Raw genomic sequence first — 25,279 nt, forward strand, 5'->3', positions numbered from 1 at the left:
GTCGTGATCCGGCGTTCCGGGGTGATCCGGGCCAGGGGCACCATGTCTTGCGGCATCAGGTCCTCATCGATTCGACAAGGTCAGCCTAGACGCCCCTGGGTTAACGGCTGCTTGATGGCGCCAGGATCAGTGGCGGGGTCCGGTGACGGATCAGCTGGACGGGGTATCGACGCAGGTTCCCTTCACGGCATCCCAAGTCGTCCCGGCCATGCAGCTGGCGGCGGTCTGTTCGGTGTGCTTGCCCGCGCATTGGGCGAAGGCAAAGCCGGGGAGAAGGGCAATCGCCAAGGCGGCGAGGGTCGTTGCAGTCTTCATCGGTCGTCCTCCTTGTGGGTTAGTAGGTGTAGGTCACTCCGGTCGTGATCGCGCCGGCAAGCGCGGTTTCGGCCCAGGTTCCGGTGCCACCCGACTGGCGGATGGCGTCAAGCTGGGCCTGGGCAAGCTGGGGTTCGTCCAGCTGGACAAGCAGCTGGCCATAGTAGCTGCGGGCCAGGATATTGGCCGGGTCCATCGCAATGGCGCGTTCGTAGGCGGCGATGCCCTCGTCCACCCGGCCGGTCTGGCGCAGAAGAAAGCCCTGATAGGTCATGACGCGCGAGGTCTCGCCCTCGGTCATCAGGGCCAGGATCGCCAAGGCCTCGTCATAGCGTTTGGCATGGGCCAGTTCCCGCACCGCGCCGTAGCGCTGGTCGTCGCTCAGGCTGGACTCCTCGGCCTTGATGCAGGTCTTGGTCTTTTCGTCCCAGACCGTGCCCTTTTCGCAGACCGTCGTGGTTTCGGTGGGTGTCGGCGGCTCGCTGTCATCGCTGCCCGCCGCAAGGGCCAGGTGCGGTGCGAGGACCAAAGCTGCAGCAAGGATCATGCGCATGGCGGTACCTTTGGGTAATTTCCCGAAAGGTAGCATGATTGTCGCCAAGGCAAGAACGGATTGCGCCAATCGGCCCGGAGGGGCCGATCACGCTTCTGTCAGCTGCCGAAAACCCGGGCGAAGATCGTATCGACGTGTTTGGTGTGGTAGCCGAGGTCGAACTTTTCCTCGATCTCGGCGGGGGTCAACGCCGCCGTGACTTCGGGGTCGGCCAGAAGCTCGGTCTTGAAGTCGGCACCCTTTTCCCAGACCTTCATCGCGTTGCGCTGGACCAGGCGGTAGCTGTCCTCGCGGGAAACACCGGCCTGGGTCAGCGCCAGAAGGACGCGCTGCGACATGACAAGGCCTTTGAACTTGTTCATGTTGCGCAACATGTTTTCGGGGTAGATCACCAGCTTTTCGACGACGCCCGCCAGCCGGTGCAGCGCAAAGTCCAGTGTGACCGTGGCGTCGGGGCCGATGGCGCGTTCCACGCTGGAATGGCTGATGTCGCGTTCATGCCAGAGCGCCACATTCTCCAGCGCCGGAACCACGGCCATGCGCACGAGGCGCGCAAGGCCGGTGAGGTTTTCGGTGAGGACCGGGTTGCGCTTGTGCGGCATGGCCGAACTGCCCTTCTGGCCGGGAGAGAAGAACTCTTCGGCCTCCAGCACCTCGGTCCGCTGCATGTGGCGGATCTCGATCGCGACGTTTTCGATGCTGCTGGCAATGACGCCCAGGGTGGCGAAGAACATCGCGTGCCGGTCGCGGGGAATGACTTGCGTGCTGATCGGCTCGGGCGTCAGGCCCAGCATCTTGCAGACGTGCTCTTCGACCGCGGGGTCGATATTGGCGAAAGTGCCCACGGCGCCGGAAATCGCGCCGGTGGCGACCTCTTTCCGGGCGTTTTCAAGCCGTTCCCGGTTGCGCTGCATCTCGGCGTAGAAGCGGGCAAAGGTCAGGCCCATCGTGGTAGGTTCGGCGTGGATGCCGTGGCTGCGGCCGATGCGGACGGTATCCTTGTGTTCAAACGCGCGGGTCTTCAGCGCGGCCAGCACCCGGTCCAGCGCCTTCAGCAAAAGGTCCGACGCGCGCACGAGCTGGATGTTCAGCGTGGTGTCGAGGACGTCCGACGACGTCATCCCCTGGTGGACGAAGCGCGCCTCGTCATTGCCGATGATCTCGGCCAGGTGGGTCAGGAAGGCGATGACGTCATGCCTGGTCACCGCCTCGATCTCGTCGATGCGGGCCACGTCGAAGGGCACATCCTTGGCGCGCCAGACGGCTTCGGCGTTGGCTTTCGGGATCACGCCAAGGGCGGCTTGCGCGTCGCAGGCGTGGGCCTCGATCTCGAACCAGATCTTGAAGCGGGTTTCCGGCGACCAGATCGCCACCATTTCGGGACGGGAATAGCGCGGGATCATCGGGGAACTCCGGAACAGCAAGGGTTGCGCCCCCTTAATCCGCAGGTCGTCAGGGTGCAAGGCGTCAGGGGAAGGCCGCGACCAGAGCGGGCGGGATCGTCAACGGGGTGACAAGGCCGGCCAAGAGGGCGACAAGGGTGACGGCGATTGCCGCCCCGAGGGCCAGCGTTGCCGTGCCCAACGCCGCCGAGCGGCGCGACAGTGGCACCGAAAAATGCGCGAAGACTGCCAGGACGGCCAAGCCGTAATAGGCCGCGAAGACGACGGGCCAGGGGGCAGGGGCCTGCAACCCGGCGGCGGCAAAGGCAAGGTCGGTGTCTACCCCTTGGGCGCGGGCTGATAGGACCGCGCCAAGGTGGACCAGCAGAAAGAGGCCGAGGTAAAGGCCCGAGGTGGTCTGCACGGTCACCCGCCTGCGCCGGGCGACAAGCGCAAGGCCCAGCCCGATCTGAACCACCAGCGCCAGCAGCAGCACCGGCTCGACCAGCGGATGCCGGTAGACGGAGCGGGCTGCGGCCTGCACTGCACCGTGGGTCGCCTGACCGCCCAGTCCCGCCAGGTGGTTGCCCAGATGCAGCGCCAGGAACAGGGCCAGCACGACTGCCAGCGCCCGGTGCGCGCGCCTCATGCCAGGCCCGTGACCGCCAGTGCCGAAATGCCGAGGAACGCGACCCACTGCGGCAGAACCCAGATCGTGCCCAATCGCTTGATCCCGTAGAACAGGAACAGGGCCGCCGTGCTGACGAACAGCGCCACGGGCAGCGCGGCAAGGACCAGCGCCTGATCGGGAAACAACCCGGCAGCAATCAGGGCCAGGCCCCCCAACGCCATGACGGCGGTGGCTGCGTGCCAGACCACCGACCAGACCGCCTTGGCCGGTTCGGGCCACTGCGCGGCGACCATCGGGCGGTGAATCTCGCGCCCGCCGCGGAAGATATGGACAAGATCAAGGACAAGTGCCGCCACTCCGGCGGCCAGAAGCCATGCGTTCATTGCATCCTCCATACGGTTGCGTATGGTTTAGTCGATCCGCTGGACGCTGTCCATACGGTTGCGTATGTTTGCCGCATGACCGGGACCCGTTCCAACACGAAACTGGGCCGCACCGACTGGGTGCTGGCCGCCCTGCGCGCACTGGTGCGGGGGGGCATCGGCGCGGTCAGGGTCGAGGCCCTGGCGCGGGAGATCGGGGCGACGAAGGGGTCTTTCTACTGGCATTTCAAGGATCTCGGTGAACTTCATCAGGTGATGCTTGAACTGTGGGAAGAGGTCGGGACCCAGCGCCTCACGGCGGCGGTGCGGGCGTCGGGTCTTGATCCACGGGGGCAGCTGATGCTGCTGGTCGACATGGTCTCGGTCCGCCCTGGCGAGGCGGTGGGCGGAGTCGAGGTCGAACCGGCGCTGCGCGACTGGGGCCGCAACGATCCGCGCGCCCGGGCTGTGCTGGAGCGGGTGGACCGCCAGCGGCTACAGGACATCGCCGAATTCCTGCGTGGGGTCGGGGTCCGCGACGGCGAACTGTTGCCAAAAGCGCAACTCATTTATGCCGCAGTGATCGGGTTAGAACAGTTGCGACTGACAACCGGGGCCGAGATGGGTCCGGCCTTGCGAAGTCTGGTGGCACGGTTGATCGGGTGAAGTGATGCGATGCGGTGCGGACGAGTGATGGAAGACGAAAGCAGGATCTGGCAGCAAGTGATCGGCAGCGCGCTTGGCCTCGCGGTGCTGGGTCTGGTGGGGGGCTATCTGGGCTTTTTCCATCCGCTGGGCGATTCGCTGTCGGTGGGACGCGGGATCGCAGCGGCGGCGGTGCTGATCCTGGCGGTCTTTGCCAGTTTTGCGGGCCTGCGGATGGCGGCCTTCGTCTCGATGCTGCTGGCGCTTCTGACCGGGGCGCAGGTGCTGCTGGCTTATAGCTGGCCGGGCGTGCCGGGTCGTTACACGGTCTACCAGAAGAACATGCTGTTCCGGAACGCCGAACTGCCCGCGCTGGAGGCAGACATCCGTGCGGCAGACGCGCAGATCGTGACGCTGCAGGAGGTCTCGACCCCCAACCAGGCGATGCTGGCGAACCTGAAGGACCTTTATCCGACGCAGCACCTCTGCCCGGGCGGGGCTGTCGGTGGCCCGGCGATCCTGACACGACTGGAACCGATCCCGGGCACGGCCTTCTGCGGCCCGAATCTGGCCGCATTGCAGGTTGTCGCAGGGGAGGAGCGGTTCTGGCTGGTCTCGGTCCACCTGCACTGGCCCTGGCCCTACCAGCAGGCCGACCATGTCGAGCTTCTGCTGCCGATCCTGGACCGGCTGGAGGGGCCGGTGGTGATGGGCGGCGATTTCAACATGGTCCGCTGGGCCAATTCGGTGACGCGCCTGGCCGAGATCGTCGGGACCCGTCCGGCGGGGCCGACTTTCGGCAGCTACATCGGGTTGAGCGGCCTGTTCCCGCTGCCCATCGACCATGTCTTCGCGACCCAGGGCGGCAAGACCGCCCCGCGCCCGGCATTGGGGTCGGATCACCTGGGAATCCTTGCTGCGGTCGAGATCTGAGGGGCTGCGTCCTGCCGGGTGAGGCCCGCGCGCGCAGGACCGCTCGTCGATGACTTCGTCACTCCTCGCTTGCGCCGCGCCGGACCGACGAGAAGCCGGGCCGACGAGAAGACGACGTCGCAGGAGGAGGCGGCTGTCATCCCATCAAACGCGCGTCAAACGGATAGCGCGTCAGCGTCTCGCAGCCGTCCTCGGTAATCAGCACCTGATCCTCCAGCTTGATCGAGAAATCCCCGCCCTGGGGCGAGACGAGCGCCTCGACGCACAGCACCATCCCCGGCTCCAGCGCCGCATCGAAGGCGCCGGGCAGCCAGCCGTCGGGGTAATGCACGTAAGGCCATTCGTCGCAAAGGCCGACCCCGTGCATCTTGCAGGAGTATTTCTGCGCCCAGTATTCGGGGGCCAGCTGATGGCCCTGCATCACCAGTTCTTCGATCATCACGCCCGGACGCAGCCGCGCCTTGTGGTCGGCGATGTGATCCAGCGCGTGGTGGAAGGCCGAGACCATCGCATTCGAGGGCCGCGCATCCCCCACCCACCAGGTCCGGCTGATGTCGATGCAGAAGCCGTAGGCCCCGATCAGGTCGGTATCGAAGGCCACGATCTCATTCGGCTGCACGATCCGGGGCCCACATTCCTGAAACCACGGGTTCGTCCGGGGACCCGAGGCCAAAAGCCGCGTCTCGATCCATTCCCCGCCGCGCCGGATGTTCGCCGCGTGCAGTTCCGCCCAGATCGCATCCTCCGAGACCGTGCCAGAGGGCACATTGGCCCGCGTGAAGGCCTCCATCTCGGCAATCCCCGCCTCGCAGGCCAGATGGGCGCAGCGCATCGCCAGGATCTCGTCCGGGGTCTTCACCGCGCGCACCCGTTCGGTCACCTCTTCGCCTTCCTCGACCACGAACCCCGCCGCCTCCAGCGCGCGGAGGCCGTGGATCATGATCTTGTCCACCGCCAGCCGCCGGTTCGTCCCGGCATGGGCGCGCATCACCTCACCCACCTGCGCCGCGAACCCCTGCGCCGCCTGCTGGCCCCGGTCGCCGGTGGAGTTGTAAAAGAACGTCGCCCCCGAGCGCAGTTCCTTGACCAGGGGGTTGAAGGTCACCAGGAAGGGTGAATTCTTGTACTCCCACATCACCATGTGCCCATCGGCGCACAGAAGGCAGGCGCGAAACGGGTTGTGGGTGTTCCACAGCTGCATGTTGGTGGTGTCGGTGGCGTAGCGGATGTTCAGGGGGTCGAAGAGCAGAAGGCCGCCATAGTCGCGCGCGACGAGGCCCGCGGTCAGCTTCTGCCACCGATCCTCGCGCATCCGGGCGAGGTTCGGCAGGGTCAGCCCGGCCGCCGCCCATTCCGCGAAGGCAAGCTGCGTCGGCCCGATCTCGACCCGGTCGTTGTCGTTCGGGCTGCCGTCGCCCAACGCCGCCCCGCGTGAGGGGTCGATCTTCCGGCGGTCGCGCTGATAGTCCATGTGGGCCTCCCGTTTCGCGCCAGACTGCCCCGGCGGCGAAGCCCCGCCTAAGCCAGCCGCGACGCCCACTGGTCGCAAATGTGTTGGTTGCAGCGGCCTGCGCCCCATGCTCAAAGACCGCCATGCCCGACCCGATGCAAGATCAGCCCATCCTGCAGGACCGCCTGCCGCATTTGCCGTGGATCGACCCGCGCACCCGCCGCCTGCCCGGAATCCTGCCGGTGGACGGTCAGGACTGGCTGCGGATCGACGAGGCTTACGCCGCGCAGATGGCGCTGCGCGACCGCCTGATTGCGGCCCAGGCCAAGGCCGTCCACGCCCTTCTGCCCCAGGCCCGGCCCGCTGCCGAGGAACTGTACGCCGTCACCCTGGACTGGCTGCGCCAGGCCCCCGGCTTTCACCTCACCGCGACCTCCGCGGTCCGTCCCGATGGCATCAGCGTCCCGCTCGACCCTGCGCAACCGCTTCTTACCCTTGGGCGCCTGGTGCAAGAGGACCTCTGCCTGATGCAGCGTGAGGGCGAGGAATATGTCCTGACCGGCGGCATCCTCTGCTTTCCCGCCAGCTGGTCACTGGCCCAGAAGCTCGGCCGCCCGCTGACCGGCATCCATGACCCGGTCCCGGTCTATGACGCCGACGTCGCCAAGCGCGTTGCGCGTCTGTTCGACGCGATCCGGCCCGAGCAGGCCTTGTGGCGGATGAATTACCTGACCTACGACGACTTTGTCCTGTACCAGCCCAGGCGTGAGGGCGAAAAGCGTCCGCAACCCAAGGGCCATGTCTTCATCCGCTGCGAACGCCAGTGCCTGCTGCGCCTGCCCAAGACCAAAGCGGTGGTCTTCACGATCCACACCTATGTCGTCGACGCCTCGACGGTGACGCCGGACGAGTTGGCCGCCCTGCGAAAGGCCGTGCATTGACCCGCTGCCTGATCGTCACCGCCCATCCGCTGCCGCAAAGCCTGACCAAGCGCCTTGCCGCGACGGTCGAGGCACAGGCGCGCGCCCAAGCCTGGCAGGTTACCCGCCGCGACCTTTACGCCCAGGACTTCGACCCCCGCCTCACACCCGAGGAACGCGCGGGCTACTACGCCACGCCGCCCGCCACGCCGCCCGCCACGCTTGTGGATGAAAAGGATGAGCTGACCCAGGCCCAGGTCCTGATCCTGGTCTTCCCGACCTGGTGGTTCGGCTTCCCTGCGATCCTGAAGGGCTGGTTCGACCGGGTCTGGACGCCGGGCACTGCCTTTGATCATTCCCCGGGCTTCGGCCCGATGCTTCCGCGCCTGCACAAGCTGCAGGCGGTGCTGGCCGTGACCACGATGGGCGCGCCGTCCTGGATCGACTGGCTGGTCTTGCGCCGCCCGCTGCGCCGTATCCTGCGCCTTGCCATCCTGAGGCCCTGCGCACCGAAGGCCAGGCTGACCTGGCGGGCGCTGCATGCTGCCGAAGCTGTGCCCGAACCGCGCATCGCCGCGCTGGAAGCCACCCTTGCCACCGACCTTGCCCGCATCAAACGGAGACTGACATGCCCGGACTGATCCGCCGTACCCTGCTGATCGGGGGCGCTGCTGCCGTGGCCGCCGGGGGGGTCGCGCTGTGGCGGCGCGGCCAGAGTGCGACCGAGATCACCTATGGCTCCGACCCGCGCCAGGTGATGGACGTGACCCTGCCCGCGGGCAACGGCCCGCATCCGGTGCTGATGATGATCCACGGCGGCGCCTTCAAGATCGGCGACAAGTCCGAGATGACGATCTGGCCGGACCTGACCCAGGCCGGGATTGCCGTGGTGCGGATCAACTACCGCCTTTCGGGAACCGCGAAATGGCCCGCTCAGGGCGAGGATTGCCTGGCCGCCGTGGTCCATCTGCAGCGTGAGGGCATGGCGCTGGGCCTGGATCCCGCGCGGCTGGTGCTGCTTGGTCAGTCGGCGGGCGCCTTCCTTGCGGTCTCGACCGCCCTCAGCCTGGTCGAAGTCGGACTTCGTCCGCGCGGCGTGGTCAGCCTGTTCGGCCCGATGGACTTCTCGACGATGGATCAGGACATGGCGACCCTGGGCCGGACCCCGGCGATGGGCGCGACCGATCCGGCCGACAGCGCGGAAAGCGAACTGCTCGGCTATGCCGTGGGCGAAAACCGCGCCGCCGCCCGAGGGGTGGGGCCGATCGGGCGGCTCTCCCGGCTGCAGGAACCGCTGCCGCCGATCCTGATCCGCCACGGCGACGCCGACCCTTTGATCGCCGACCTGCAGGCCAAGCGGCTGCGCGAAGCCTGGATCGCCGCCGATCCGCGGGCCGAGGTGGACTACAAGCTTGTCCCCGGTGCAGGCCACGGCGGCACGGAGTTCGAGACCGATCCGGTCAAGGCCGAGGTGATGGCCTTCCTGCAAAAGACCCTCGCCTGACACTCTGCACTGCGCCCAAGCCCTTTCACCTGGCGACAAATATCCCCGCGCGGCGCGCTCCCCAAGCGGTCTTGCGTCCTTCACGCAAGACCGCGAGACAAAAGGCGTGCGCGGAACGCGCTCCTTGCGAAACCCGCCCGCAGCCGGGGGACCGGTCAGTCATCCGCCCCGATCTGCCGCAAGTCGCGCCCGCTGGCCCAGAGCCATAGCGCCCGGCCCAGGCCGTAGGGCAGGGCGACACCCACCGTGGCCCAACCGAACCCGTAGCCCAGGACCTGGATCGCCCCCGCTGCCACCGGCCCCGGCGGGGCAGGGGGCTGATCCGACCTCGGCCCCGACCTCGGCCCCGACCTCGGCCCCGATCTCGGCCCCGACCTTGGCCCCGACCTCGGCCCGGTGTCCGGCGTCGGCCCCGCAGCGATCTCCTCACGGATCGCGGCAAGCGGGTCATCCCCCGGCTGCAGGATCTTCGGTTCGGCCAGAACCACCGGGGTGACCTCGCCAAAAGCCCGAATGGGGGCAGGTTCGGGCGGGACCGGTGAGACGGCGTTGGCTTCGCTCCAGAGATGCGGCTGGATTTCGGCAACCAGCGCATTGCCGCGCCGCACGTCCGGGTCAGCGGTCGCGCTGGCATGGGACAGAAGGTCCGCCAGGGTCTTGACCCACACCGCGACCCGCAGGTGCGACGGCACGAAGCGCGCGGCCCGCCCCAGCTTGTCCGCCGGAATGCGTCCCCTGCCATCCCTTGCCTCGGTCGCCAACCGCCGCAACCGCCGCGCCGCCCAGGCGTGGAGCGGGGCCACACCTTCGCGCGCAAGGTGCAGTCCGCCCCGCCCCAGCGCGCGCAGATCGAAAGGCGGCCGCTGCCCCCCCGAGGCCCAGATTTCTGGTCGTCCCGCGCTGGACGTCTTGCGCAAAGGGTCCTTCGCCATGCCTGTCCCGCCAATGGTTTCAACCGCAGGTTAGCCGCCCGCCCCATGCTTTCCAAGTCGTCAAGATCACCGGTCCCCCATCACCCACTTGGCCGATCGGCCCGCCCTGGACGGCAATGAAAAAGGGCGCCCAGGGGCGCCCTTTCCGGTGCTGCAGTAGGGTGGGCCATCGGCCCACCGCCCGCTTCAGCAGGAGTAGTACATCTGGTACTCGACCGGGTGAGGCGTATGCTCGTAGGCGTAGACCTCTTCCCACTTCAGCGCCATGTAGGCCTCCAGCTGGTCGCGGTCGAAGACATCGCCCGCCAGCAGGAAGTCCATGTCCTTCTCCAGCTCTTCCAGAGCCTCCCGCAGCGAGCCGCAGACGGTCGGGATTTCGGCCAGTTCTTCCGGCGGCAGATCATACAGGTCCTTGTCCGAAGCCGGACCCGGGTCGATCTTGTTCTTGATGCCGTCAAGGCCAGCCATCAGAAGTGCTGCGAAAGCGAGGTAGGGGTTCGCCGACGGATCGGGGAAACGGGCCTCGACGCGCTTGGCTTTGGGCGATTCCGTCCACGGAATACGGACGCAGCCCGACCGGTTGCGGGCCGAATAGGCGCGCAGAACCGGGGCTTCAAAGCCCGGGATCAGGCGCTTGTAGCTGTTGGTGCCCGGGTTGGTCAGCGCGTTCAGGGCCTTGGCGTGCTTCAGGATGCCGCCGATGAAATACAGCGCCTCTTGGCTCAGGTCCGCATACTTGTCGCCCGCGAAGAGGGGCTTGCCGCCCTTCCAGATCGACATGTTGACGTGCATCCCCGAGCCGTTGTCGCCCTTCATGGGCTTCGGCATGAAGGTCACGGTCTTGCCGTAGGCGTGGGCCACGTTGTGGATCACGTACTTGTACTTCTGGATGTTGTCGGCCTGCTCGACGAGGCCCCCGAAGATCATCCCAAGCTCGTGCTGGCAGGTCGCGACCTCGTGGTGGTGCTTGTCGACCTTGATGCCCATCCGTTTCATCGTGGACAGCATCTCGCCGCGGATATCCTGGGCTTCGTCGATCGGGTTGACCGGGAAGTAACCGCCCTTGTGACCCGCGCGGTGGCCGTAGTTGCCGCCTTCGGTCACGGTGTCGGTGTTCCAGGCTGCCGCCTCGGCGTCGATCTCGTAGCTGACCTTGCGCGGCGTGACCGAGTAGCGAACGTCGTCGAAGAGGAAGAACTCAGCTTCCGGCCCGAAGTAGGCGGCGTCACCAATGCCCGAGGACTTGAGGTACGCCTCGGCCTTCAGCGCGATCTGGCGCGGGCAGCGCGAATAGGCTTCGCCTGTGTCGGGCTCCACCACGTTGCAATGCACGCACATGGTCTTTTCGGCGTAGAACGGGTCGATGTAGACCGAGGCCGCGTCGGGCATCAGCTTCATGTCGGACTGGTCGATCGACTTCCAGCCCGCGATCGACGAGCCGTCGAACATGAAGCCTTCCTCGAAGAAATCCTCGTCCACCAGGTCGGCGACCAGCGTTACGTGCTGGAGCTTGCCCTTCGGGTCGGTGAAACGGATGTCGACGTATTCGACTTCCTCGTCCTTCATCAGTTTCAGAGCATTCTTCACTGCGCTCATCATGCTGCCTTTCGGTTTGGTTTCGGTTAGGGCTTGTGGCCCGGTTTTGGATCAACGTCAGGAATTTTCGACGAAAATTCCCAAGGTTGCGTCAGACAGCATCGTCGCCGGTCTCGCCGGTGCGGATGCGGATGGCTTGTTCGACGGGGGTGACGAAGATCTTGCCGTCGCCGATCTTGTCGGTGCGGGCGGCTGCGATGATCGCCTGGACGGCGGTGTCGACCATGTCGTCGGTCAGCACGACCTCGATCTTCACCTTGGGCAGGAAGTCGACGACATATTCGGCACCACGGTAAAGCTCGGTGTGGCCCTTCTGGCGGCCGAAGCCCTTGACCTCGGTGACCGACAAGCCCTGGATGCCCGCTTCCTGAAGCGCCTCTTTGACTTCATCCAGCTTGAACGGCTTGATGATCGCTTCGACTTTCTTCATTGGGCCGACTCCCCCCGGTTCCGTCTTTGCCCGTCTGACCACTTCCCCTTGGGAGGGGCAATGTGACAGGGTTTTGTTCTGGGCTGTGGCCGGGGGATTCCTGGGGTGTCGCCTAAAATTTGTGCAATGCGCCTGCTGGGTGGGCGGTTTGAAAACTATGGTGGTTGAAGAATGACCGAACTCCTGACCGCCGCGCAGATGCGGGCCGTTGAGGCGGCGGCGATTGCCTCGGGTGAGGTGACGGGCCTGGAGCTGATGGAGCGTGCCGGGCGGGGCGTGGTTGAGGCGATCTTCCAGGAATGGCCGGAGCTGAAGGCCACCTCGCACCGGGCGGTGGTCCTGTGTGGGCCGGGCAACAACGGCGGCGACGGGTTCGTGGTCGCGCGGCTGTTGAAGGAGTGGGGCTGGGAGGTGGAGGTCTTCCTTTACGGCGACCCGGAACGGCTGCCGCCGGATGCACGGCTGAATTATGAGCGGTGGCGGGGGATGGGGGAGGTGAGGGAACTAACGGAACGGGCGTTCCGCGCACCCCATGCCATCCACGGTAACGCGTATGCCGACCTTTACGTTGATGCAATCTTCGGGACCGGGCTGACGCGTCCGCCAGAGGGCGAACTGGCTGGGTTTCTGCGTCACCTTGGCGGCTATGGCGGCGAGCACTATCCTCGACTTGTCGCCATTGATGCGCCGTCTGGTCTTTGCCTTGACAGTGGGAAGATGTTGATTGGTGGTTGGGCGCGACCCTCCGCCGCGCTCACCGTCACATTCGAATGCCTTCGAGCAGGTCACTTCCTTCATGAAGGGCCGGAACACTGTGGCCGCGTCGTCGTTGCAGACATTGGCGTCGGCCCCTGGAGGCGAATGCGAGATCCCGTAAGGATGCGTGGGCACTGGATCGGCCCTCTGCGCCGCGTGACGCTTTCGCTGGTCGGTCCGGTAAAGTCGAGCGGCGCTGCTTTTGAATACCAACCCGGCGCGCTCCCAACCTACATGCTGGGCAAGAAAGGCTGGGTTGAGGCGCAGAGTGCGCACAAATTCTCCCACGGCCACGCGCTCATCCTCTCCGGCCCCTCCGGTCGCGGCGGGGCGGCGCGGTTGGCGGCGCGGGGGGCGTTGCGGATCGGGGCGGGGGTGGTGACGGTGGGGTGTCCTTTGGACGCGATCCCTGAGCACGCCGCGCGGTTGGATGCGGTGATGCTGCGGGGGGTCGTGGACGGGCTGGCGCTGGAGGAGGCGCTTTTGGACGGGCGGATCAAAGCGCTGTGTGTGGGGCCGGGGTTGGGGCTCGATGCGCGGGGCAAGCAGCTGATTGGGGTGGCGTTGGGGATGCCCGTCCCGGGCGCGACCCAGCCTGCCCCGGGCTTGACCCGGGGGGACCTCCCGTCGGGCGGCGGTGAGGGTGGAGCTGGAGGTCCCGGATCAAGTGCGGGGCGGGGTCTTGTCCTCGACGCCGACGCCCTGACGATCCTCTCGCAAAACCCCGACCTCTTCGCCGCCCTCCACAAAAGATGCGTCCTGACCCCCCATGCCGGAGAGTTCGCACGCCTTTTCCCCGACATCGCCGAGAAACTCAGCCAGCCCGCCACCAGAGGCCCCGCCTATTCCAAGGTCGATGCCACCCGTGAGGCCGCAAAGCGGGCGGGCTGTGTGGTCCTGTTCAAAGGCCCCGACACCGTCATCGCCGATCCCTCGGGCCGCTGCGCCATCAACTCGGCCCACTACGACCGGGCCGCGCCGTGGCTGGCGACGGCGGGGTCGGGCGATGTGCTGGCGGGGTTCATCACCGGGCTTCTGGCGCGGGGATTCAGCCCCTTCGATGCGGCCTGCACCGGGGCCTGGTTGCATGTGGAATGTGCGCTGAGTTTCGGGCCGGGGCTGATCGCCGAGGACCTGCCCGAGGAGCTGCCAAAGGTGTTCCGGGCGCTGGGTCTGTAGGGTGGGCGATTCGCCCACCGCCCGTTCAGACGGCCCGGTCGATCTTGGTCGAGAGGTGGATCAGGCTTTCCGACGCCCGCACCCCGGTCATGGCACCAATCTGGTCCAGCACCGAATCGAGGACCTGGGTGTTGGGGCAGGCGACCTGCACCAGAAAGTCGAAGCGGCCAGAGGTGGTGAAGACCCGCTCGATCTCGGCAATTGACCGCAAACGGGACAGAACGGCGGCCTGGGAGCGGGGTTCGATGGTCAGAAGGACCGAGGCGCGCAGCCGCCCCTCCCGCGCCGCCTCTCCAAGTTTCAGCGTGTATCCGGCGATCACGCCCGAAGTCTCCAGCCGCTCCAGCCGGGCCTGGATCGTCGACCGGGCGACCTTCAACCGGCGCGAGAGAGTGGCCACCGAAACCCGCGCGTCGGCGGAGAGCAGCCCAATGATGTTGCGATCCAGTTCGTCCATGCAATCTGCCGTCCGTTTTCGTCATTATAACGACACAACCGCGCATTTATATAGTTTTGTTCGGTGAAGTTGTAACCCATATGCGTCATCCTCGATTGCAGGAAAAGGGCGGTTCATACGCACCTGGCCTGGTTCACTTGAAACCACGCTGGTGCCCGATCCCATAGCTGCACGGGGAAGGGCGAAGCGTCTTGTTGGCAAAGGAAAATCGGCCGATGGGACTCTCCAAGACAATCTGGTCCAACCCCACTGACTATCTGCGCAAAGAGCAGCCGGAAAACCCGGTCCTGTTCTTCGCCCCCTCGGCCGCACAAGCCGCCGCGCGCCGGTTCATCGACGGCTTTCCCGGCCTCGTGACCTATGCCGTCAAGTCGAACCCCGGCGAGGCGATGGTGGAAAACCTGGCGGCAGCCGGTGTGCGCGGCTTTGACTGCGCCTCGCCCTTCGAGATCGACCTGATCCGCCGTCTCGCCCCCGATGCCGCGATCCACTACAACAATCCGGTCCGCGCGCGCCACGAGATTGCCTATGCGGTCGCAAAGGGCGTGAAGTCCTACAGCGTCGATTCGCAGTCGGAACTGAAGAAGCTGATCGAGATGGTCCCGGTTCAGGGCACTGAAATCTCTGTCCGCTTCAAGCTGCCGGTGGCCGGTGCCGCCTACAACTTCGGTGCCAAGTTCGGTGCGACGGTGGAACTGGCGACGGAACTGCTGCGCGAAGTGGCCGCGGCGGGCTATATCCCGTCGATCACCTTCCACCCCGGCACGCAATGCACCGATCCCCATGCGTGGGAGGCCTATATCCGTGAGGCAGCGAACATCGCATCGGCGGCAGAGGTCAAGATCGCGCGGCTGAACGTCGGCGGCGGTTTCCCGAACCATCGCCTGCAGGCCGTGGTCCCGCAGATCGAGGACACGTTCCAGCTGATCGACCGGGTCACGACCGAGGCCTTCGGGGCCGACCGTCCGGCCCTGATCTGCGAGCCGGGCCGGGCGCTGTGTGGCGATGCCTTTGCACTGGCGGCCCGCGTCAAGGCGCTGCGCGACGGAAGCCACGTGTTCCTGAACGACGGCGTCTATGGCTCGCTCACCGAACTGCCGATGATCGGCGTGATCGACCGGATCGAGGTGCTGACGCCCGAGGGTCAGAAGCGCAAGGGCGAACCCGTCCCGCGCATCGTCTTCGGGCCGACCTGCGATTCGGTTGACCGTCTGCCGGGCGAGATCCCGCTGCCGTCCGACCTGTCGGAAGGCGACTTCGTCATCTGGCAGGGGATGGGGTCCTACTCCACCGTCACCAACACCCGCTTCAACGGCTTTGGCGAGCTGCAGATGGCAACGGTCCTGAGCCTCAAGCTCTGACTGTCTGAAATCCTTGTGAAATCGAAGCGCCCGGCTGGACAAATCCTGCCGGGCGCTTAGCGTTTGCGAAAGGGGTTCCCTGTCACACTGGGGCGCGCCATTCAGGATGGGGGGCCGATGCGCCTTCTGGACCGCCTTCGCAGCTATTTTCGCCGGACCGTCGAGCCCGAGGTTGAACCTGCGCCCGCGCCCAAGCCCGGCCGGGTGCGGGGGGTGGTCGATCATGTGGTGATCCTGGACGGCACGATGTCCAGCCTGCTGCCGGGCCAGGAAGGCAACGCGGGCCTGCTGTTTCACCTGCTTAAAGAGATGGGCCACCACGCCAACCGGCGGCTTTATTATGAACCCGGGATGCAGTGGGAAGGCTGGCTGCGCGGCGTCGCGATCCTGGAAGGCCGGGGGACCGCGCCGCAGATCCAGCGGGCCTATGGCTGGCTGGCCAGCGGGTACCGGACGGGGGACCGGATCTTCCTTTTCGGCTATTCGCGCGGGGCCTATGCCGTGCGCTCGCTGGCCGGGGTGATCGACCGGGTGGGCCTTCTGCGGCGCGAACATGCGACGGAACGGGCGGTGCGGCTGGCCTGGCGGCATTATGAGCGTGCGGCGGAGAATTCGGCCTCGCAGGCGTTCACGCGCCGGTTCTGCCATCCCGAGGCCCCGATCGAGATGGTCGGGGTCTGGGACACGGTGAAAGCGCTGGGGCTGAGGCTGCCCTTGTTCTGGATGCTTGCGCCGGATCGGCATGCGTTCCACAGCCACCACCTTGGCGCGTCGATCCGGCATGGCTATCATGCTCTGGCCCTGAACGAGACGCGCGAGGCCTTTGCCCCGGTCCTGTGGGATTGTCCGCCGGGCTGGGAAGGCAACGTCGAGCAGGTCTGGTTTCGGGGTGCCCATGCCGATGTCGGCGGTCAGATCGGAGATTTTGCGGCGGCGCGTCCCCTGGCGAACATTCCGCTGGTCTGGATGCTGGACCGGGCCGAGGCTTTGGGGCTCGCCCTGCCCGAAGGCTGGCGCGCCCGCTTCCCCTGTGATCCCGAGGCCCCGATGGTGGGCACCTGGCGCAGTTGGGGAAAGGCTTTCCTGTTGCGCCGCAAGCGTGTGGTGGGCCGCGACCGGTCGGAACGGCTGCATCCGACGGCGGTCGGGGCGGCGGGGGACCGCTGGCCCACCTCTGATGGAATCGGGCTTCAAGCCGCGAAGCCAGAGCCTTAGGCTGGCGGCGAAACCGCTTCGAGGCCTGCCATGAGACCCCTGACCGTCGCCGCCACCCAGTTCGCCTGCACCTGGGACCTGCCCGCCAATGCGACCCGTGCCGAAGCGCTCGTGCGCCAGGCGGCGGGGCAGGGCGCGCATGTGGTGCTGATACAGGAGCTGTTTGCGGCGCCCTACTTCTGCATCGAGCAGCATCCGACCTATTTCGATCTGGCGCAGTCGCTTGTGGGAAACCCGCTGGTTGCGCGCTTTGCGGCGCTGGCGAAGGAATTGGGTGTGGTGATCCCGGTCAGCTTCTTTGAACGCGCGGGGCCAGCCTTCTTCAACTCGGTCGCGATGCTCGATGCGGATGGGCGGGTGCTGGGGGTTTACCGCAAAAGCCACATCCCGCAGGGGCCGGGGTATGAGGAGAAATACTACTTCTCGCCTGGGGATACCGGCTTCAAGGTCTGGGACACGGCCTTCGGGCGGATCGGCGTTGGCATCTGCTGGGACCAGTGGTTCCCCGAGTGCGCCCGGTCGATGGCCTTGCAGGGGGCCGAGGTGCTGCTTTATCCCACCGCCATCGGGTCCGAGCCGCCTGCCCCAGGCTACGACAGCCAGTCGCATTGGGAGATGGTCCAGCGCGGCCATGCCGCGGCGAATCTGCTGCCGGTGGTGGCCTCGAACCGGATCGGGGTGGAGGTGGCGCCGGATGGCCGCGAGGTGACGTTCTACGGCTCCAGCTTCATTGCCGACCATACCGGCCAGCTGGTGGCCAAGGCCGACCGCGTCACCGAGGCTGTGCTGGTGCACCAGTTCGACCTCGATGCCATCGCCGCCTTGCGGGCCAGCTGGGGCCTGTTCCGCGACCGGCGGCCCGAGTTGTACCGGGCCGTCGGCACGCTGGACGGGCGGGGGTAGCTCCTCGCTTGGCTATCGCGTCGCTCCTCGCGGGATGCGAAGATCCGAGCGAAGCGACGGGATGAGCGGTCAGGCCGCCTTCAGCTTATCGGCCATCTCGTGATTGCGGTCGCGGTGGCCGGCCTCGTCGGCGCGGACGGCGATGACCACCTCGCGCAGACGCGCGGTCTGCGGCAGGTGCCAATAGTCGATGGCGATCTGCGGGGCCGGGACGTTGTCGACGAGGCCCGCGTCAATCTGCGCAAGGTACTGGGTATAGCTCACCACGGCCTCTTCCTCCAGATACCCCACGATCCGGTGCGCGATGCGGGGGGCAAAGAGGTAAAGCCAGAAGTAGGCGCTATAGAAGATCGCCTGGCCAATCATGATGACCGCACGCTCGAACCGCGAGGGTTGCGCAACGTGGATGAAGGTCATCAGGTGCATCCGTTCGTTGTCGGCTTCTTCAAGAAGCTCCCGGATCCAGCCCTGGTCGTCGCGGATGTGGCGCAGCGCCTTCAGGTGCTGCAACAGACCGCCCACCATCCCCGGAACGGCGGCGACGGTTTCCAGCACGACCGCGCGGTGGCCGTAACGCTTGGAGAAGAAGGCATCGGCAAAAAGACGCATGAACTTCACCGTCTTCAGCGCGACCCGGTCCCCGAAGGTGGCCGGTGCATGATGGGCCGTCAGGTCGGCCGCAGGGTACGTGTCTTTCATGGTGATACTCCGCAGTGAAAGAACACCCGGAACATAACAATTTCCCGACAGATTTCATCAGGCACCCCCTGCGGCGTGACAGCGCAGCGCGGAATGACAAAGGCCGCCCGGCGAAGGGGCGGCCTTTCTTTCGTAGTGTCAGAGCCTTAGCGGTGACGCAAATCGACGTAATCGCGCTGGGACGGGCCGATGTACAGCTGCCGCGGGCGACCGATCTTCTGGTTCTTGTCGGCGATCATCTCTTTCCACTGGCTGATCCAGCCCACGGTCCGGCTGATCGCGAAGATCGGCGTGAACATGGCGGTGGGGAAGCCCATCGCTTCCAGGATGATGCCGGAATAGAAGTCGACGTTCGGATACAGCTTCTTCGAGACGAAGTATTCGTCTTCCAGCGCGATCCGCTCCAGTTCCTTGGCGACCTGGAGGAGGGGGTTGTTGTCCACGCCCAGAAGGCCCAGCACCTCGTCCGCGGATTCCTTCATCACCTTGGCGCGCGGGTCGAAGTTCTTGTAGACCCGGTGACCAAAGCCCATCAGCTTGACGCCCGAGGACTTGTCCTTTGCCAGCTTGATGTATTCCGGGATGCGGTCGACCGTCCCGATTTCGCGCAGCTGTTCCAGCGCGGCCTGGTTGGCCCCGCCATGCGCCGGGCCCCAGAGGCAGGCGATACCGGCGGCGATGCAGGCAAAGGGGTTGGCACCCGAGGACCCGGCCAGACGCACTGTCGAGGTCGAGGCGTTCTGCTCATGGTCGGCATGCAGCATCATGATCCGGTCCATCGCCTTTTCCAGGATCGGATTGACGACGTAATCTTCGGCCGGGACGGCGAAGCACATGTGCAGGAAGTTGCCGGAGTAGCTGAGCGCGTTCTTCGGATAGACGAAGGGCTGGCCGACGGAATACTTGTAGGCCATCGCGGCGATGGTCGGCAGCTTGGCGATCATGCGGATCGCCGCGACCTCGCGCTGCCAGGGGTCGTTGATGTCGGTACTGTCGTGGTAGAAAGCGGCCATCGCGCCGACCACACCGACCATCGTTGCCATCGGATGCGCGTCGCGGCGGAAACCGCGGAAGAAGTAGTGCATCTGTTCATGCACCATCGTGTGCTTCGTCACGCGCTGGGTGAAGTCGGCCAGCTGCGCGGCATTCGGCAGTTCGCCGTACAAAAGCAGATAGCAAACCTCAAGGTGCGTCGATTTTTCCGCAAGCTGTTCAATGGGATAGCCGCGATACAGCAGCTCGCCCTTGTCGCCGTCGATATAGGTGATGGCGCTTTCGCAAGCGGCCGTCGAGGTGAAGCCCGGGTCATAGGTGAAGACGTCCGCCTCGCCATACAGCTTGCGGATGTCCAGCACATCGGGGCCGAGAGTGGGTTTGTGGACGGGAAGGTCGTAGGTGTTCCCGTTCAGCTCAAGCTTTGCGACAGTATCGGACATGGTGCTCCCCGGTCATGGCGGTCGTCCCTGGCAGGGGCGGCCATTTGATATCCTGCACCCCGGCTGGGGTGGGTTCAAGGCCGGGGGGCGCACTTCACGAAGCGGCGTCCGACAGCCTGGCGACGGTTTCCTCACGACCGATGATAAGCATCATGTCGTAAACCGAAGGTGTAACAGTTCGGCCAGCAAGGGCCGCGCGCAGGGGAGCTGCAAGCTTGCCGAACCCGATGCCGTTTTCCGCGGCAATGCCGGTCAGGATGGGCTCTAGCGCCTCTTTCGTCCAACTAGCATTATGCAGGCGCGGCGTCAACGATTTCAGTATACCACGGGATACCGTATCCAGTGCCTCTTCGGCCTTTGCGTCGCGGGCGACGGGGCGAGAAACCATCAGGAACGCCGCTTTATCAAGCAGTTCCGGGAAGGTCTTGGCCGAGGACTTCAGGAAGGGCAAAGCCTGCAGCATCAGGCCTGCCTGGTGTTCGGTCAGCGCCGGGCGCCCCGCCGCGGCCAGGTAGGCCTGCAATTCATGCAGCAGCGCGGCATCCTCGGCCATCGCCATATGGTGACCGCAGGTGTTTTCCAGCTTCTTGAAATCCAGCCGCGCGGGGGCGCGACCGATTCCAGACAAGTCGAACATCTTCATCGCCTCGGCGGAGGTGAAGATCTCGGCATCGCCATGCGCCCAGCCCAGCCGCGTGAGGTAGTTGCGCATCCCCGCCGCCGGGTAGCCCATCGCCTGATATTCCTCGACCCCGGTCGCGCCGTGGCGTTTCGACAGCTTCTTGCCGTCCGGCCCGTGGATCAGCGGGATATGCGCCCAGACAGGGATCGCCCAGCCCATCGCGTCATAGACCATCTGCTGGCGGGCGGCATTGTTCAGGTGGTCGTCGCCCCGGATCACATGGGTGACCCCCATGTCGTGATCGTCCACGACGACGGCCAGCATGTAGACTGGCGTGCCGTCCGACCGCAGGACAATCATGTCGTCCAGCGTCTCGTTCTTGATCACCACGCGGCCCTGGACCTGGTCGTCGATGATCGTCTCACCGGTGCGGGGGGCCTTCATGCGGATCGCATAGGGCGCGTCCGGATAGGTCGCGGGATCAGCGTCGCGCCAAGGGCTTTGGAAGACCGCATAACTTGCGCCTTCCGCCTCACGCGCGGCGCGGAAGGCCTCGATTTCTTCCTTGGTCGAGAAGCACTTGTAGGCCGTTCCTCGCGCCAGCATCTCGCGCGCGACCTCGGCGTGGCGGTCACGGCGTTCGAACTGGCTGACGACTTCGCCGTCCCAGTCAAGGCCCAGCCAGGTCAGCCCGCGCAGGATTGCTGCCGTCGCTTCGGGGGTTGACCGTTCGCGGTCGGTATCCTCGATCCGCAGCAGGAACTTGCCGCCGCGTCCCCGGGCGTAAAGCCAGTTGAACAAGGCCGTCCGCCCACCGCCGATGTGCAGATACCCGGTGGGCGAAGGCGCAAAGCGGGTGACGACCTGAGACATGACGGCGTTAACCTTTCGGAAACCATGAGCGGCGTAGGGTTGGCGTGGGTTTAGGCAATCGTGGGGTTGGAAACAAGGTGGCCCCCGTTCATACGGTCTCAAGGCTGATCCTTGCGCCGCTGGAGGCGCTGCAGATGGCGCGGGGGATGTTGTTCCCCTGGATCGCCGTGCTGATCGGCTGCGGCATCGGCATCTGGTTCACCTTGGAGCGTGAGCCGGGGGCAGGAAGCTATGCTCTGGCGGCCCTGCTGCTGGCGGGCGGGCTGGGCCTTGGCTGGCGGTCCGCCCTGGCGCGGCCCCTTGGTCTTGCCGTGGCAGCCCTTGCGGCAGGTTGGATCGCGGCAGGCATCCGGGCCCATTCGCTGGACGCGCCGATGCTGACCTTCCGCTACTATGGCCCGGTCGAGGGCCGGATCGTCGAGATTGACCGCTCGCAATCCGACGCGCTGCGCCTGACGCTGGATCAGGTGGTGCTGCAAGAGGTCTCGCCTGACCGTACTCCGCTTCGGGTCCGCGTGTCCTTGCAGGGCGAACAGGACTGGCTGAAGCCCACGCCCGGCCAGGTGGTGATCCTGACGGCGAACCTTGCGGCCCCGGAAGGACCGGTCGAGCCCGGGGCCTTCGACTTCCGCCGCATGGCCTTTTTCGACCAGCTGGGCGCGGTCGGATATACCCGCACGCCCGTCCTTTTGCTGGAGGAACCCACAGACGGTGCGCTGCCGATCGACCGGCTGCGGACCTGGCTGACCCAAGGGATGCTGGCCCATATGGACGGGCAGGCCGGTGCCTTTGCGGCGGGCGCGATGACAGGCGACCGGTCGGCGATCACCGAGGACACGGTGCAGGCCTTGCGCGACAGCTCGTTGGCGCATCTTCTGGCGATTTCGGGGATGAACATGGCGTTCCTCACCGCCTTCGTCTTCGCGCTGTTCCGCTATGGGCTGGCGCTGATCCCCTTCATTGCCTTGCGGGTGAACACCAAGAAGGTGGCCGCCGTGGTCAGCCTTGGGGTGGCGCTCTTCTATCTCCTGCTGTCGGGCGCGAACGTGGCGACGGAACGCGCCTTCATCATGATCTCGGTCGTGCTGGGGGCGGTGCTTCTGGACCGGCGCGCGCTGTCGTTGCGGTCGGTTGCGGTGGCGGCGATGATCCTGATGCTGATCAAGCCGGAAAGCCTGCTGGAGCCAGGCTTCCAGATGTCCTTCGCGGCCACCATCGCGCTGATCGTGGGCTTTGCCGCGCTGGACGGCAGCATCTACCGCGAGCGCATCCCGCGCTGGATGATGCCGGTCTTTACCCTGGTCCTGTCCTCGCTGATCGGGGGCCTGTCGACCGCGCCCTATGCGGCGGCACATTTCAACCGGTTCACCGATTACGGGCTTTTGGCCAACGTGCTGACCGTGCCGGTCATGGGGGCGGTGATCATGCCGGCGGGGGCGGTGGCCGCACTTCTGGCCCCCATCGGCCTTGCCTGGCTGCCCCTGTGGTTCATGGAGCAGGGCGCGCGCTGGATCCTGTTCGTGGCGCACTGGATTGCCGGGCTGGAGGGGGCGGTCACCGCCATCCCCGCGCCGGGGCCCTGGGCGCTGCCGCTTTTCACGCTGGGGTCGATCTGGCTGATCCTGTGGCGGGGCAGGGTGCAGCTCGTGGGCGTGCTTCCGGTGCTGGCTGCCCTGACGCTATGGCTCATGGCCGAGCGGCCGGTGCTGCTTGTCTCGGGCGATGGTCGGCTTCTGGGGCTTGAGGGGCCCGAAGGCCGGGCGCTGTCGGCACCCAAGGGCGGTGGCTTCGCCGCCGAGAACTGGTTGCAGAACGATGGCGATCTTGCGGAACAGGCCAAGGCTGCCGAGCGTCCGGGTTTTGACGGCCCGAAGGGTGAGCGCTGGTTTACCCTTGCGGGGCTGCGCGTGGTGTCCCTGACCGGCAAGGGGGCCGAGGAGAAGCTGGCGCGGGTCTGCGCAGAAGCCGCCCTTGTGATCCTGGCTGCCGAGCCGATGATCGTGCCAAGGGATTGCCCGCTGATCGACCAGGCCACGCTTGCGGCAACCGGTCCCCTGGCACTTTGGGCCGACACGGAGGGGCTAAGGATCGAGACGACCAAGGGCGCGCGGCGGCTGTGGTCGCCGCCTGCGCGCAAGATTGATCTTCCCAGGCTTCTGGCCAAGGACCTGCGGCTGGTCGCTCAGTAGCTGCGGATCAGCCCGACCAGGCGGCCCTGCACCTTGACCAGGTGATCGGGGAACACCCGCGTCTCATAGGCCGGGTTGGCGGCTTCCAGCGCGATCATGTTGCCGCGGCGGCGGAAGCGCTTCAGCGTCGCCTCGTGATCTTCGACCAGGGCCACCACGATATCGCCGTTGTCGGCGGTGGTCTGTTCGCGGATCACCACGATGTCGCCGTCGTTGATCCCGGCTTCAATCATGGAATCGCCTTTGACTTCAAGGGCATAGTGCTGCCCTTTGCCCGAAAGCATCGACCCCGGCACCGCGATGTGGTGCGACACTTCGGAAATCGCCTCGATCGGGACACCGGCGGCGATGCGGCCCATCACGGGCAGTTCCATCGCGTCGACGGTCGAGACAGGCATCGCCCCACGTGGCGGGTCGACCTTGTCACCGGTGATGACCTTGGGACTGAAGCCCGGCTTTTCCATCGCTTCCGGCAGCTTGACGATCTCCAGCGCGCGGGCCCGGTGGGCCAGGCGGCGGATGAAGCCGCGTTCTTCCAGCGCGGTGATCAGCCGGTGGATGCCCGACTTCGACCGCAGGTCCAGCGCATCCTTCATTTCGTCGAAGGAGGGCGGCACCCCGTCGCGGTCCATCCGCGTCTTGATGAAGTCCAGAAGTTCCAACTGCTTGCGTGTCAGCACAGGGCTCTCTCCCACATCATGCGTTTGCATAATGTTCTGCCCGTGTTCCCTGTTTGTGTCAAGAAATATCCACAAGCGCCTAAAGCGGCAGGAAGGGAACCGTGTCTCCGGCGTGACAGACGGGTGCGTCGACGGGCCGGATCAAGAGGGCGTCGGCCTGGCCCAGGATCGACAGAAGTGCGGAATCCTGCCGGTCGAAGGGGGTAATCGCGGGCAGTCCGTCCCCGGGGGTCAGCCGTGCCCGCATGTAATGCGCCCGGGGGCCGTTCGGGGGCAGGTCCACCGCCAGCCGGGCCTGACGCGGCTTTGGGGCTGCGTCGGGGCGGCCCAGCATGGCGCGGATCATCGGCAGAAGAAACAGATGCCCGCAGACGATGGCGCTGACCGGGTTCCCCGGCAGGCCCAGCAGCGGGACACCGTTCAGCCGCCCCGCCATCAGGGGCTTGCCGGGCCGCAGCGCCAGTTTCCAGAAGCTGTGCTCCAGCCCCGCGACGCGGCCGACCAGATCATGGTCCCCGACAGAGGCCCCGCCGATGGTGACAATCAGGTCGGCTTCGGCAGCAAGACCAAGCACGGTCGCAAGCTCTGCCTCGGTGTCGCGCGCGATGGGAAGGAGGCGAGCAAGGCCCCCCTCCGCCTCGACCATCGCCTTCAGGGCAAAGCTGTTCGAGGCGATGATCTGATCCGGGCGCGGGTCTTCGCCGGGCATCACCAGCTCGTCTCCCGTGGCGACGATGGCGACGATCGGGCGGCGCGTGGCCCGCACGGTCGGGATGTTCATCGCGGCCAGAAGGGCAAGGTCGTTGGGGCGCAGCAGACGCGGCGAGAGGCTGTCGCCGATGCGGAAATCCTGGCCCTTGGGTCGGATGTGGGGGCCTGCGTCCGCACCGGGGTTGACCGTGATCCTGTCGCCGTCGCGGGTCACGTCCTCCTGGATCACGACGCGGGTCGCCCCTTCGGGCACCGGGGCGCCGGTGAAGATGCGGACAGCCTGGCCTGGGGCAACGGGGCCGGAAAAGGCATGGCCCGCGCCCGCCTCGCCGATCACGGTGAAGCTGTCACCCGCCACGGGATCGCCCTGCAGCGCATAGCCGTCCATGGCCGAGGCCGGAAAGGGCGGCTGGTCGCGCTGGGCGACGGCGGGTGCGGACATCCAGCGGCCCGAGGCCTCGTGCAGAGGCACGGTTTCGGCTGGCACCGGGGTCACCTGCGCCAGGCAGCGGTTCAGCGCCTCATCCACCGAGATCATCGCGCCA

25 protein-coding genes are annotated in these 25,279 nt (G+C 66.2%); 10 read left to right on the plus strand and 15 right to left on the minus strand.

Annotated features, from left to right (window positions below; genetic code table 11):
* Positions 1-150: 150 nt before the first annotated feature.
* From U1E69_RS10570 to U1E69_RS10590, 5 genes are all read right to left on the minus strand, one after another.
* Entirely contained in the window at positions 151-315 is a 165-nt protein-coding gene (locus U1E69_RS10570; protein WP_322244339.1) for an adenylosuccinate lyase, read from the minus strand.
* 19 nt (positions 316-334) lie between these two features.
* Entirely contained in the window at positions 335-862 is a 528-nt protein-coding gene (locus U1E69_RS10575) for a tetratricopeptide repeat protein (protein ID WP_322244340.1), read from the minus strand.
* Positions 863-966: 104 nt separating this feature from the next.
* A complete protein-coding gene (gene purB, locus U1E69_RS10580) occupies positions 967-2,271 on the minus strand; it encodes an adenylosuccinate lyase (RefSeq protein WP_322244341.1) in 1,305 nt (434 codons plus the stop codon).
* Positions 2,272-2,335: 64 nt separating this feature from the next.
* A complete protein-coding gene (locus tag U1E69_RS10585) occupies positions 2,336-2,899 on the minus strand; it encodes a hypothetical protein (RefSeq protein ID WP_322244342.1) in 564 nt (187 codons plus the stop codon).
* Complete coding sequence (locus tag U1E69_RS10590; protein WP_322244343.1) at positions 2,896-3,264, minus strand: hypothetical protein; 369 nt, start codon at positions 3,262-3,264, stop codon at positions 2,896-2,898. The genes U1E69_RS10585 and U1E69_RS10590 overlap by 4 nt, the downstream gene beginning before the upstream one ends.
* Positions 3,265-3,339: 75 nt before the next feature.
* On the opposite strand from U1E69_RS10590, the gene U1E69_RS10595 reads away from it, so the two are divergent.
* A complete protein-coding gene (locus tag U1E69_RS10595) occupies positions 3,340-3,909 on the plus strand; it encodes a TetR/AcrR family transcriptional regulator (RefSeq protein ID WP_322244344.1) in 570 nt (189 codons plus the stop codon).
* A 27-nt stretch (positions 3,910-3,936) separates the two neighbouring features.
* Complete coding sequence (locus tag U1E69_RS10600) at positions 3,937-4,821, plus strand: endonuclease/exonuclease/phosphatase family protein (RefSeq protein WP_322244345.1); 885 nt, start codon at positions 3,937-3,939, stop codon at positions 4,819-4,821.
* A gap of 136 nt (positions 4,822-4,957) precedes the next feature.
* Here the strand turns inward: U1E69_RS10600 and dddP are convergent, their stop codons facing one another.
* Positions 4,958-6,292, minus strand: coding sequence for a dimethylsulfonioproprionate lyase DddP (gene dddP, locus U1E69_RS10605; RefSeq protein ID WP_322244346.1), 1,335 nt, complete (start codon positions 6,290-6,292; stop codon positions 4,958-4,960).
* A 122-nt stretch (positions 6,293-6,414) separates the two neighbouring features.
* Between dddP and U1E69_RS10610 the strand changes: the two genes are divergently transcribed.
* Genes U1E69_RS10610 through U1E69_RS10620 form a run of 3 tightly spaced genes read left to right on the plus strand, consistent with a single transcriptional unit; the run spans position 6,415 to position 8,695 of the window.
* Positions 6,415-7,212 (plus strand): DUF3445 domain-containing protein, encoded by a 798-nt coding sequence (locus tag U1E69_RS10610; protein WP_322244347.1) that lies wholly within the window; start codon positions 6,415-6,417, stop codon positions 7,210-7,212.
* A complete protein-coding gene (locus tag U1E69_RS10615; protein WP_322244348.1) occupies positions 7,209-7,832 on the plus strand; it encodes an NAD(P)H-dependent oxidoreductase in 624 nt (207 codons plus the stop codon). The genes U1E69_RS10610 and U1E69_RS10615 overlap by 4 nt, the downstream gene beginning before the upstream one ends.
* Complete coding sequence (locus tag U1E69_RS10620; RefSeq protein WP_322244349.1) at positions 7,820-8,695, plus strand: alpha/beta hydrolase; 876 nt, start codon at positions 7,820-7,822, stop codon at positions 8,693-8,695. Before U1E69_RS10615 ends, U1E69_RS10620 begins: the two co-directional genes overlap by 13 nt.
* Before the next feature lie 155 nt (positions 8,696-8,850).
* Here the strand turns inward: U1E69_RS10620 and U1E69_RS10625 are convergent, their stop codons facing one another.
* The 3 genes from U1E69_RS10625 to U1E69_RS10635 all read right to left on the minus strand — a co-directional run bounded on the left by U1E69_RS10625 (position 8,851) and on the right by U1E69_RS10635 (position 11,653).
* Positions 8,851-9,627, minus strand: coding sequence for a hypothetical protein (locus U1E69_RS10625; protein WP_322244350.1), 777 nt, complete (start codon positions 9,625-9,627; stop codon positions 8,851-8,853).
* 186 nt (positions 9,628-9,813) lie between these two features.
* On the minus strand, positions 9,814-11,223 hold the full coding sequence (gene glnA, locus U1E69_RS10630; protein ID WP_322244351.1) for a type I glutamate--ammonia ligase: 1,410 nt from the start codon (positions 11,221-11,223) through the stop codon (positions 9,814-9,816).
* A 91-nt stretch (positions 11,224-11,314) separates the two neighbouring features.
* On the minus strand, positions 11,315-11,653 hold the full coding sequence (locus tag U1E69_RS10635) for a P-II family nitrogen regulator (protein WP_103255696.1): 339 nt from the start codon (positions 11,651-11,653) through the stop codon (positions 11,315-11,317).
* A 171-nt stretch (positions 11,654-11,824) separates the two neighbouring features.
* Here U1E69_RS10635 and U1E69_RS10640 point away from each other — a divergent pair, with 171 nt between their 5' ends.
* The gene (locus U1E69_RS10640; protein ID WP_322244352.1) at positions 11,825-13,588 is read left to right on the plus strand and encodes an NAD(P)H-hydrate epimerase; all 1,764 of its coding nucleotides are present in this window, start codon (positions 11,825-11,827) and stop codon (positions 13,586-13,588) included.
* A gap of 25 nt (positions 13,589-13,613) precedes the next feature.
* On the opposite strand, the gene U1E69_RS10645 is transcribed toward U1E69_RS10640, so the two are convergent.
* Entirely contained in the window at positions 13,614-14,045 is a 432-nt protein-coding gene (locus U1E69_RS10645) for an Lrp/AsnC family transcriptional regulator (protein WP_295020162.1), read from the minus strand.
* A gap of 215 nt (positions 14,046-14,260) precedes the next feature.
* Here U1E69_RS10645 and U1E69_RS10650 point away from each other — a divergent pair, with 215 nt between their 5' ends.
* The 3 genes from U1E69_RS10650 (at position 14,261) to aguB (ending at position 17,524) form a co-directional block, all read left to right on the plus strand.
* Positions 14,261-15,406, plus strand: coding sequence for a type III PLP-dependent enzyme (locus U1E69_RS10650; RefSeq protein WP_322244353.1), 1,146 nt, complete (start codon positions 14,261-14,263; stop codon positions 15,404-15,406).
* Between the two features lie 117 nt (positions 15,407-15,523).
* Entirely contained in the window at positions 15,524-16,621 is a 1,098-nt protein-coding gene (locus U1E69_RS10655; RefSeq protein WP_322244354.1) for a DUF2235 domain-containing protein, read from the plus strand.
* A 30-nt stretch (positions 16,622-16,651) separates the two neighbouring features.
* Positions 16,652-17,524, plus strand: a complete 873-nt coding sequence (gene aguB, locus U1E69_RS10660) for an N-carbamoylputrescine amidase (RefSeq protein WP_322244355.1) — start codon at positions 16,652-16,654, stop codon at positions 17,522-17,524.
* 69 nt (positions 17,525-17,593) lie between these two features.
* Here the strand turns inward: aguB and U1E69_RS10665 are convergent, their stop codons facing one another.
* The 3 genes from U1E69_RS10665 to gltX form a co-directional block, all read right to left on the minus strand.
* The gene (locus tag U1E69_RS10665) at positions 17,594-18,223 is read right to left on the minus strand and encodes an alternative oxidase (protein WP_322244356.1); all 630 of its coding nucleotides are present in this window, start codon (positions 18,221-18,223) and stop codon (positions 17,594-17,596) included.
* Positions 18,224-18,369: 146 nt separating this feature from the next.
* Entirely contained in the window at positions 18,370-19,659 is a 1,290-nt protein-coding gene (locus tag U1E69_RS10670) for a citrate synthase (RefSeq protein ID WP_322244357.1), read from the minus strand.
* A gap of 94 nt (positions 19,660-19,753) precedes the next feature.
* Positions 19,754-21,154, minus strand: coding sequence for a glutamate--tRNA ligase (gene gltX, locus U1E69_RS10675; RefSeq protein ID WP_322244358.1), 1,401 nt, complete (start codon positions 21,152-21,154; stop codon positions 19,754-19,756).
* Between the two features lie 134 nt (positions 21,155-21,288).
* Here gltX and U1E69_RS10680 point away from each other — a divergent pair, with 134 nt between their 5' ends.
* Positions 21,289-23,343: a ComEC/Rec2 family competence protein gene (locus U1E69_RS10680; protein ID WP_416200274.1), complete on the plus strand. Its 2,055-nt coding sequence runs from the start codon at positions 21,289-21,291 to the stop codon at positions 23,341-23,343.
* Here U1E69_RS10680 and lexA read toward each other — a convergent pair.
* Both lexA and glp read right to left on the minus strand, forming a co-directional pair.
* A complete protein-coding gene (lexA, locus tag U1E69_RS10685) occupies positions 23,337-24,023 on the minus strand; it encodes a transcriptional repressor LexA (RefSeq protein WP_322244360.1) in 687 nt (228 codons plus the stop codon). The genes U1E69_RS10680 and lexA overlap by 7 nt on opposite strands.
* Before the next feature lie 79 nt (positions 24,024-24,102).
* Entirely contained in the window at positions 24,103-25,272 is a 1,170-nt protein-coding gene (glp, locus tag U1E69_RS10690; protein WP_322244381.1) for a gephyrin-like molybdotransferase Glp, read from the minus strand.
* Between the last annotated feature and the right edge of the window lie 7 nt (positions 25,273-25,279).

Origin of the sequence: Tabrizicola sp. (assembly GCF_034366665.1) — a bacterium.
Classification (GTDB): Bacteria; Pseudomonadota; Alphaproteobacteria; order Rhodobacterales; family Rhodobacteraceae; genus Tabrizicola.

Excerpts from the sequence above, each read along its gene's own strand:
- gltX (WP_322244358.1), bottom strand. The coding sequence starts at position 21,154 with ATGTCTCAGGTCGTCACCCGCTTTGCGCCTTCGCCCACCGGGTATCTG.
- U1E69_RS10665 (WP_322244356.1), bottom strand. The coding sequence starts at position 18,223 with ATGAAAGACACGTACCCTGCGGCCGACCTGACGGCCCATCATGCACCG.
- U1E69_RS10645 (WP_295020162.1), bottom strand. The coding sequence starts at position 14,045 with ATGGACGAACTGGATCGCAACATCATTGGGCTGCTCTCCGCCGACGCG.
- U1E69_RS10600 (WP_322244345.1), top strand. The coding sequence starts at position 3,937 with ATGGAAGACGAAAGCAGGATCTGGCAGCAAGTGATCGGCAGCGCGCTT.
- U1E69_RS10595 (WP_322244344.1), top strand. The coding sequence starts at position 3,340 with ATGACCGGGACCCGTTCCAACACGAAACTGGGCCGCACCGACTGGGTG.
- U1E69_RS10570 (WP_322244339.1), bottom strand. The coding sequence starts at position 315 with ATGAAGACTGCAACGACCCTCGCCGCCTTGGCGATTGCCCTTCTCCCC.
- purB (WP_322244341.1), bottom strand. The coding sequence starts at position 2,271 with ATGATCCCGCGCTATTCCCGTCCCGAAATGGTGGCGATCTGGTCGCCG.
- U1E69_RS10655 (WP_322244354.1), top strand. The coding sequence starts at position 15,524 with ATGCGCCTTCTGGACCGCCTTCGCAGCTATTTTCGCCGGACCGTCGAG.
- glnA (WP_322244351.1), bottom strand. The coding sequence starts at position 11,223 with ATGAGCGCAGTGAAGAATGCTCTGAAACTGATGAAGGACGAGGAAGTC.
- U1E69_RS10590 (WP_322244343.1), bottom strand. The coding sequence starts at position 3,264 with ATGAACGCATGGCTTCTGGCCGCCGGAGTGGCGGCACTTGTCCTTGAT.
- U1E69_RS10585 (WP_322244342.1), bottom strand. The coding sequence starts at position 2,899 with ATGAGGCGCGCGCACCGGGCGCTGGCAGTCGTGCTGGCCCTGTTCCTG.
- U1E69_RS10620 (WP_322244349.1), top strand. The coding sequence starts at position 7,820 with ATGCCCGGACTGATCCGCCGTACCCTGCTGATCGGGGGCGCTGCTGCC.
- U1E69_RS10575 (WP_322244340.1), bottom strand. The coding sequence starts at position 862 with ATGATCCTTGCTGCAGCTTTGGTCCTCGCACCGCACCTGGCCCTTGCG.
- U1E69_RS10625 (WP_322244350.1), bottom strand. The coding sequence starts at position 9,627 with ATGGCGAAGGACCCTTTGCGCAAGACGTCCAGCGCGGGACGACCAGAA.
- U1E69_RS10640 (WP_322244352.1), top strand. The coding sequence starts at position 11,825 with ATGACCGAACTCCTGACCGCCGCGCAGATGCGGGCCGTTGAGGCGGCG.
- U1E69_RS10680 (WP_416200274.1), top strand. The coding sequence starts at position 21,289 with ATGGCGCGGGGGATGTTGTTCCCCTGGATCGCCGTGCTGATCGGCTGC.
- U1E69_RS10670 (WP_322244357.1), bottom strand. The coding sequence starts at position 19,659 with ATGTCCGATACTGTCGCAAAGCTTGAGCTGAACGGGAACACCTACGAC.
- U1E69_RS10650 (WP_322244353.1), top strand. The coding sequence starts at position 14,261 with ATGGGACTCTCCAAGACAATCTGGTCCAACCCCACTGACTATCTGCGC.
- U1E69_RS10610 (WP_322244347.1), top strand. The coding sequence starts at position 6,415 with ATGCCCGACCCGATGCAAGATCAGCCCATCCTGCAGGACCGCCTGCCG.
- aguB (WP_322244355.1), top strand. The coding sequence starts at position 16,652 with ATGAGACCCCTGACCGTCGCCGCCACCCAGTTCGCCTGCACCTGGGAC.
- U1E69_RS10635 (WP_103255696.1), bottom strand. The coding sequence starts at position 11,653 with ATGAAGAAAGTCGAAGCGATCATCAAGCCGTTCAAGCTGGATGAAGTC.
- dddP (WP_322244346.1), bottom strand. The coding sequence starts at position 6,292 with ATGGACTATCAGCGCGACCGCCGGAAGATCGACCCCTCACGCGGGGCG.
- glp (WP_322244381.1), bottom strand. The coding sequence starts at position 25,272 with ATGATCTCGGTGGATGAGGCGCTGAACCGCTGCCTGGCGCAGGTGACC.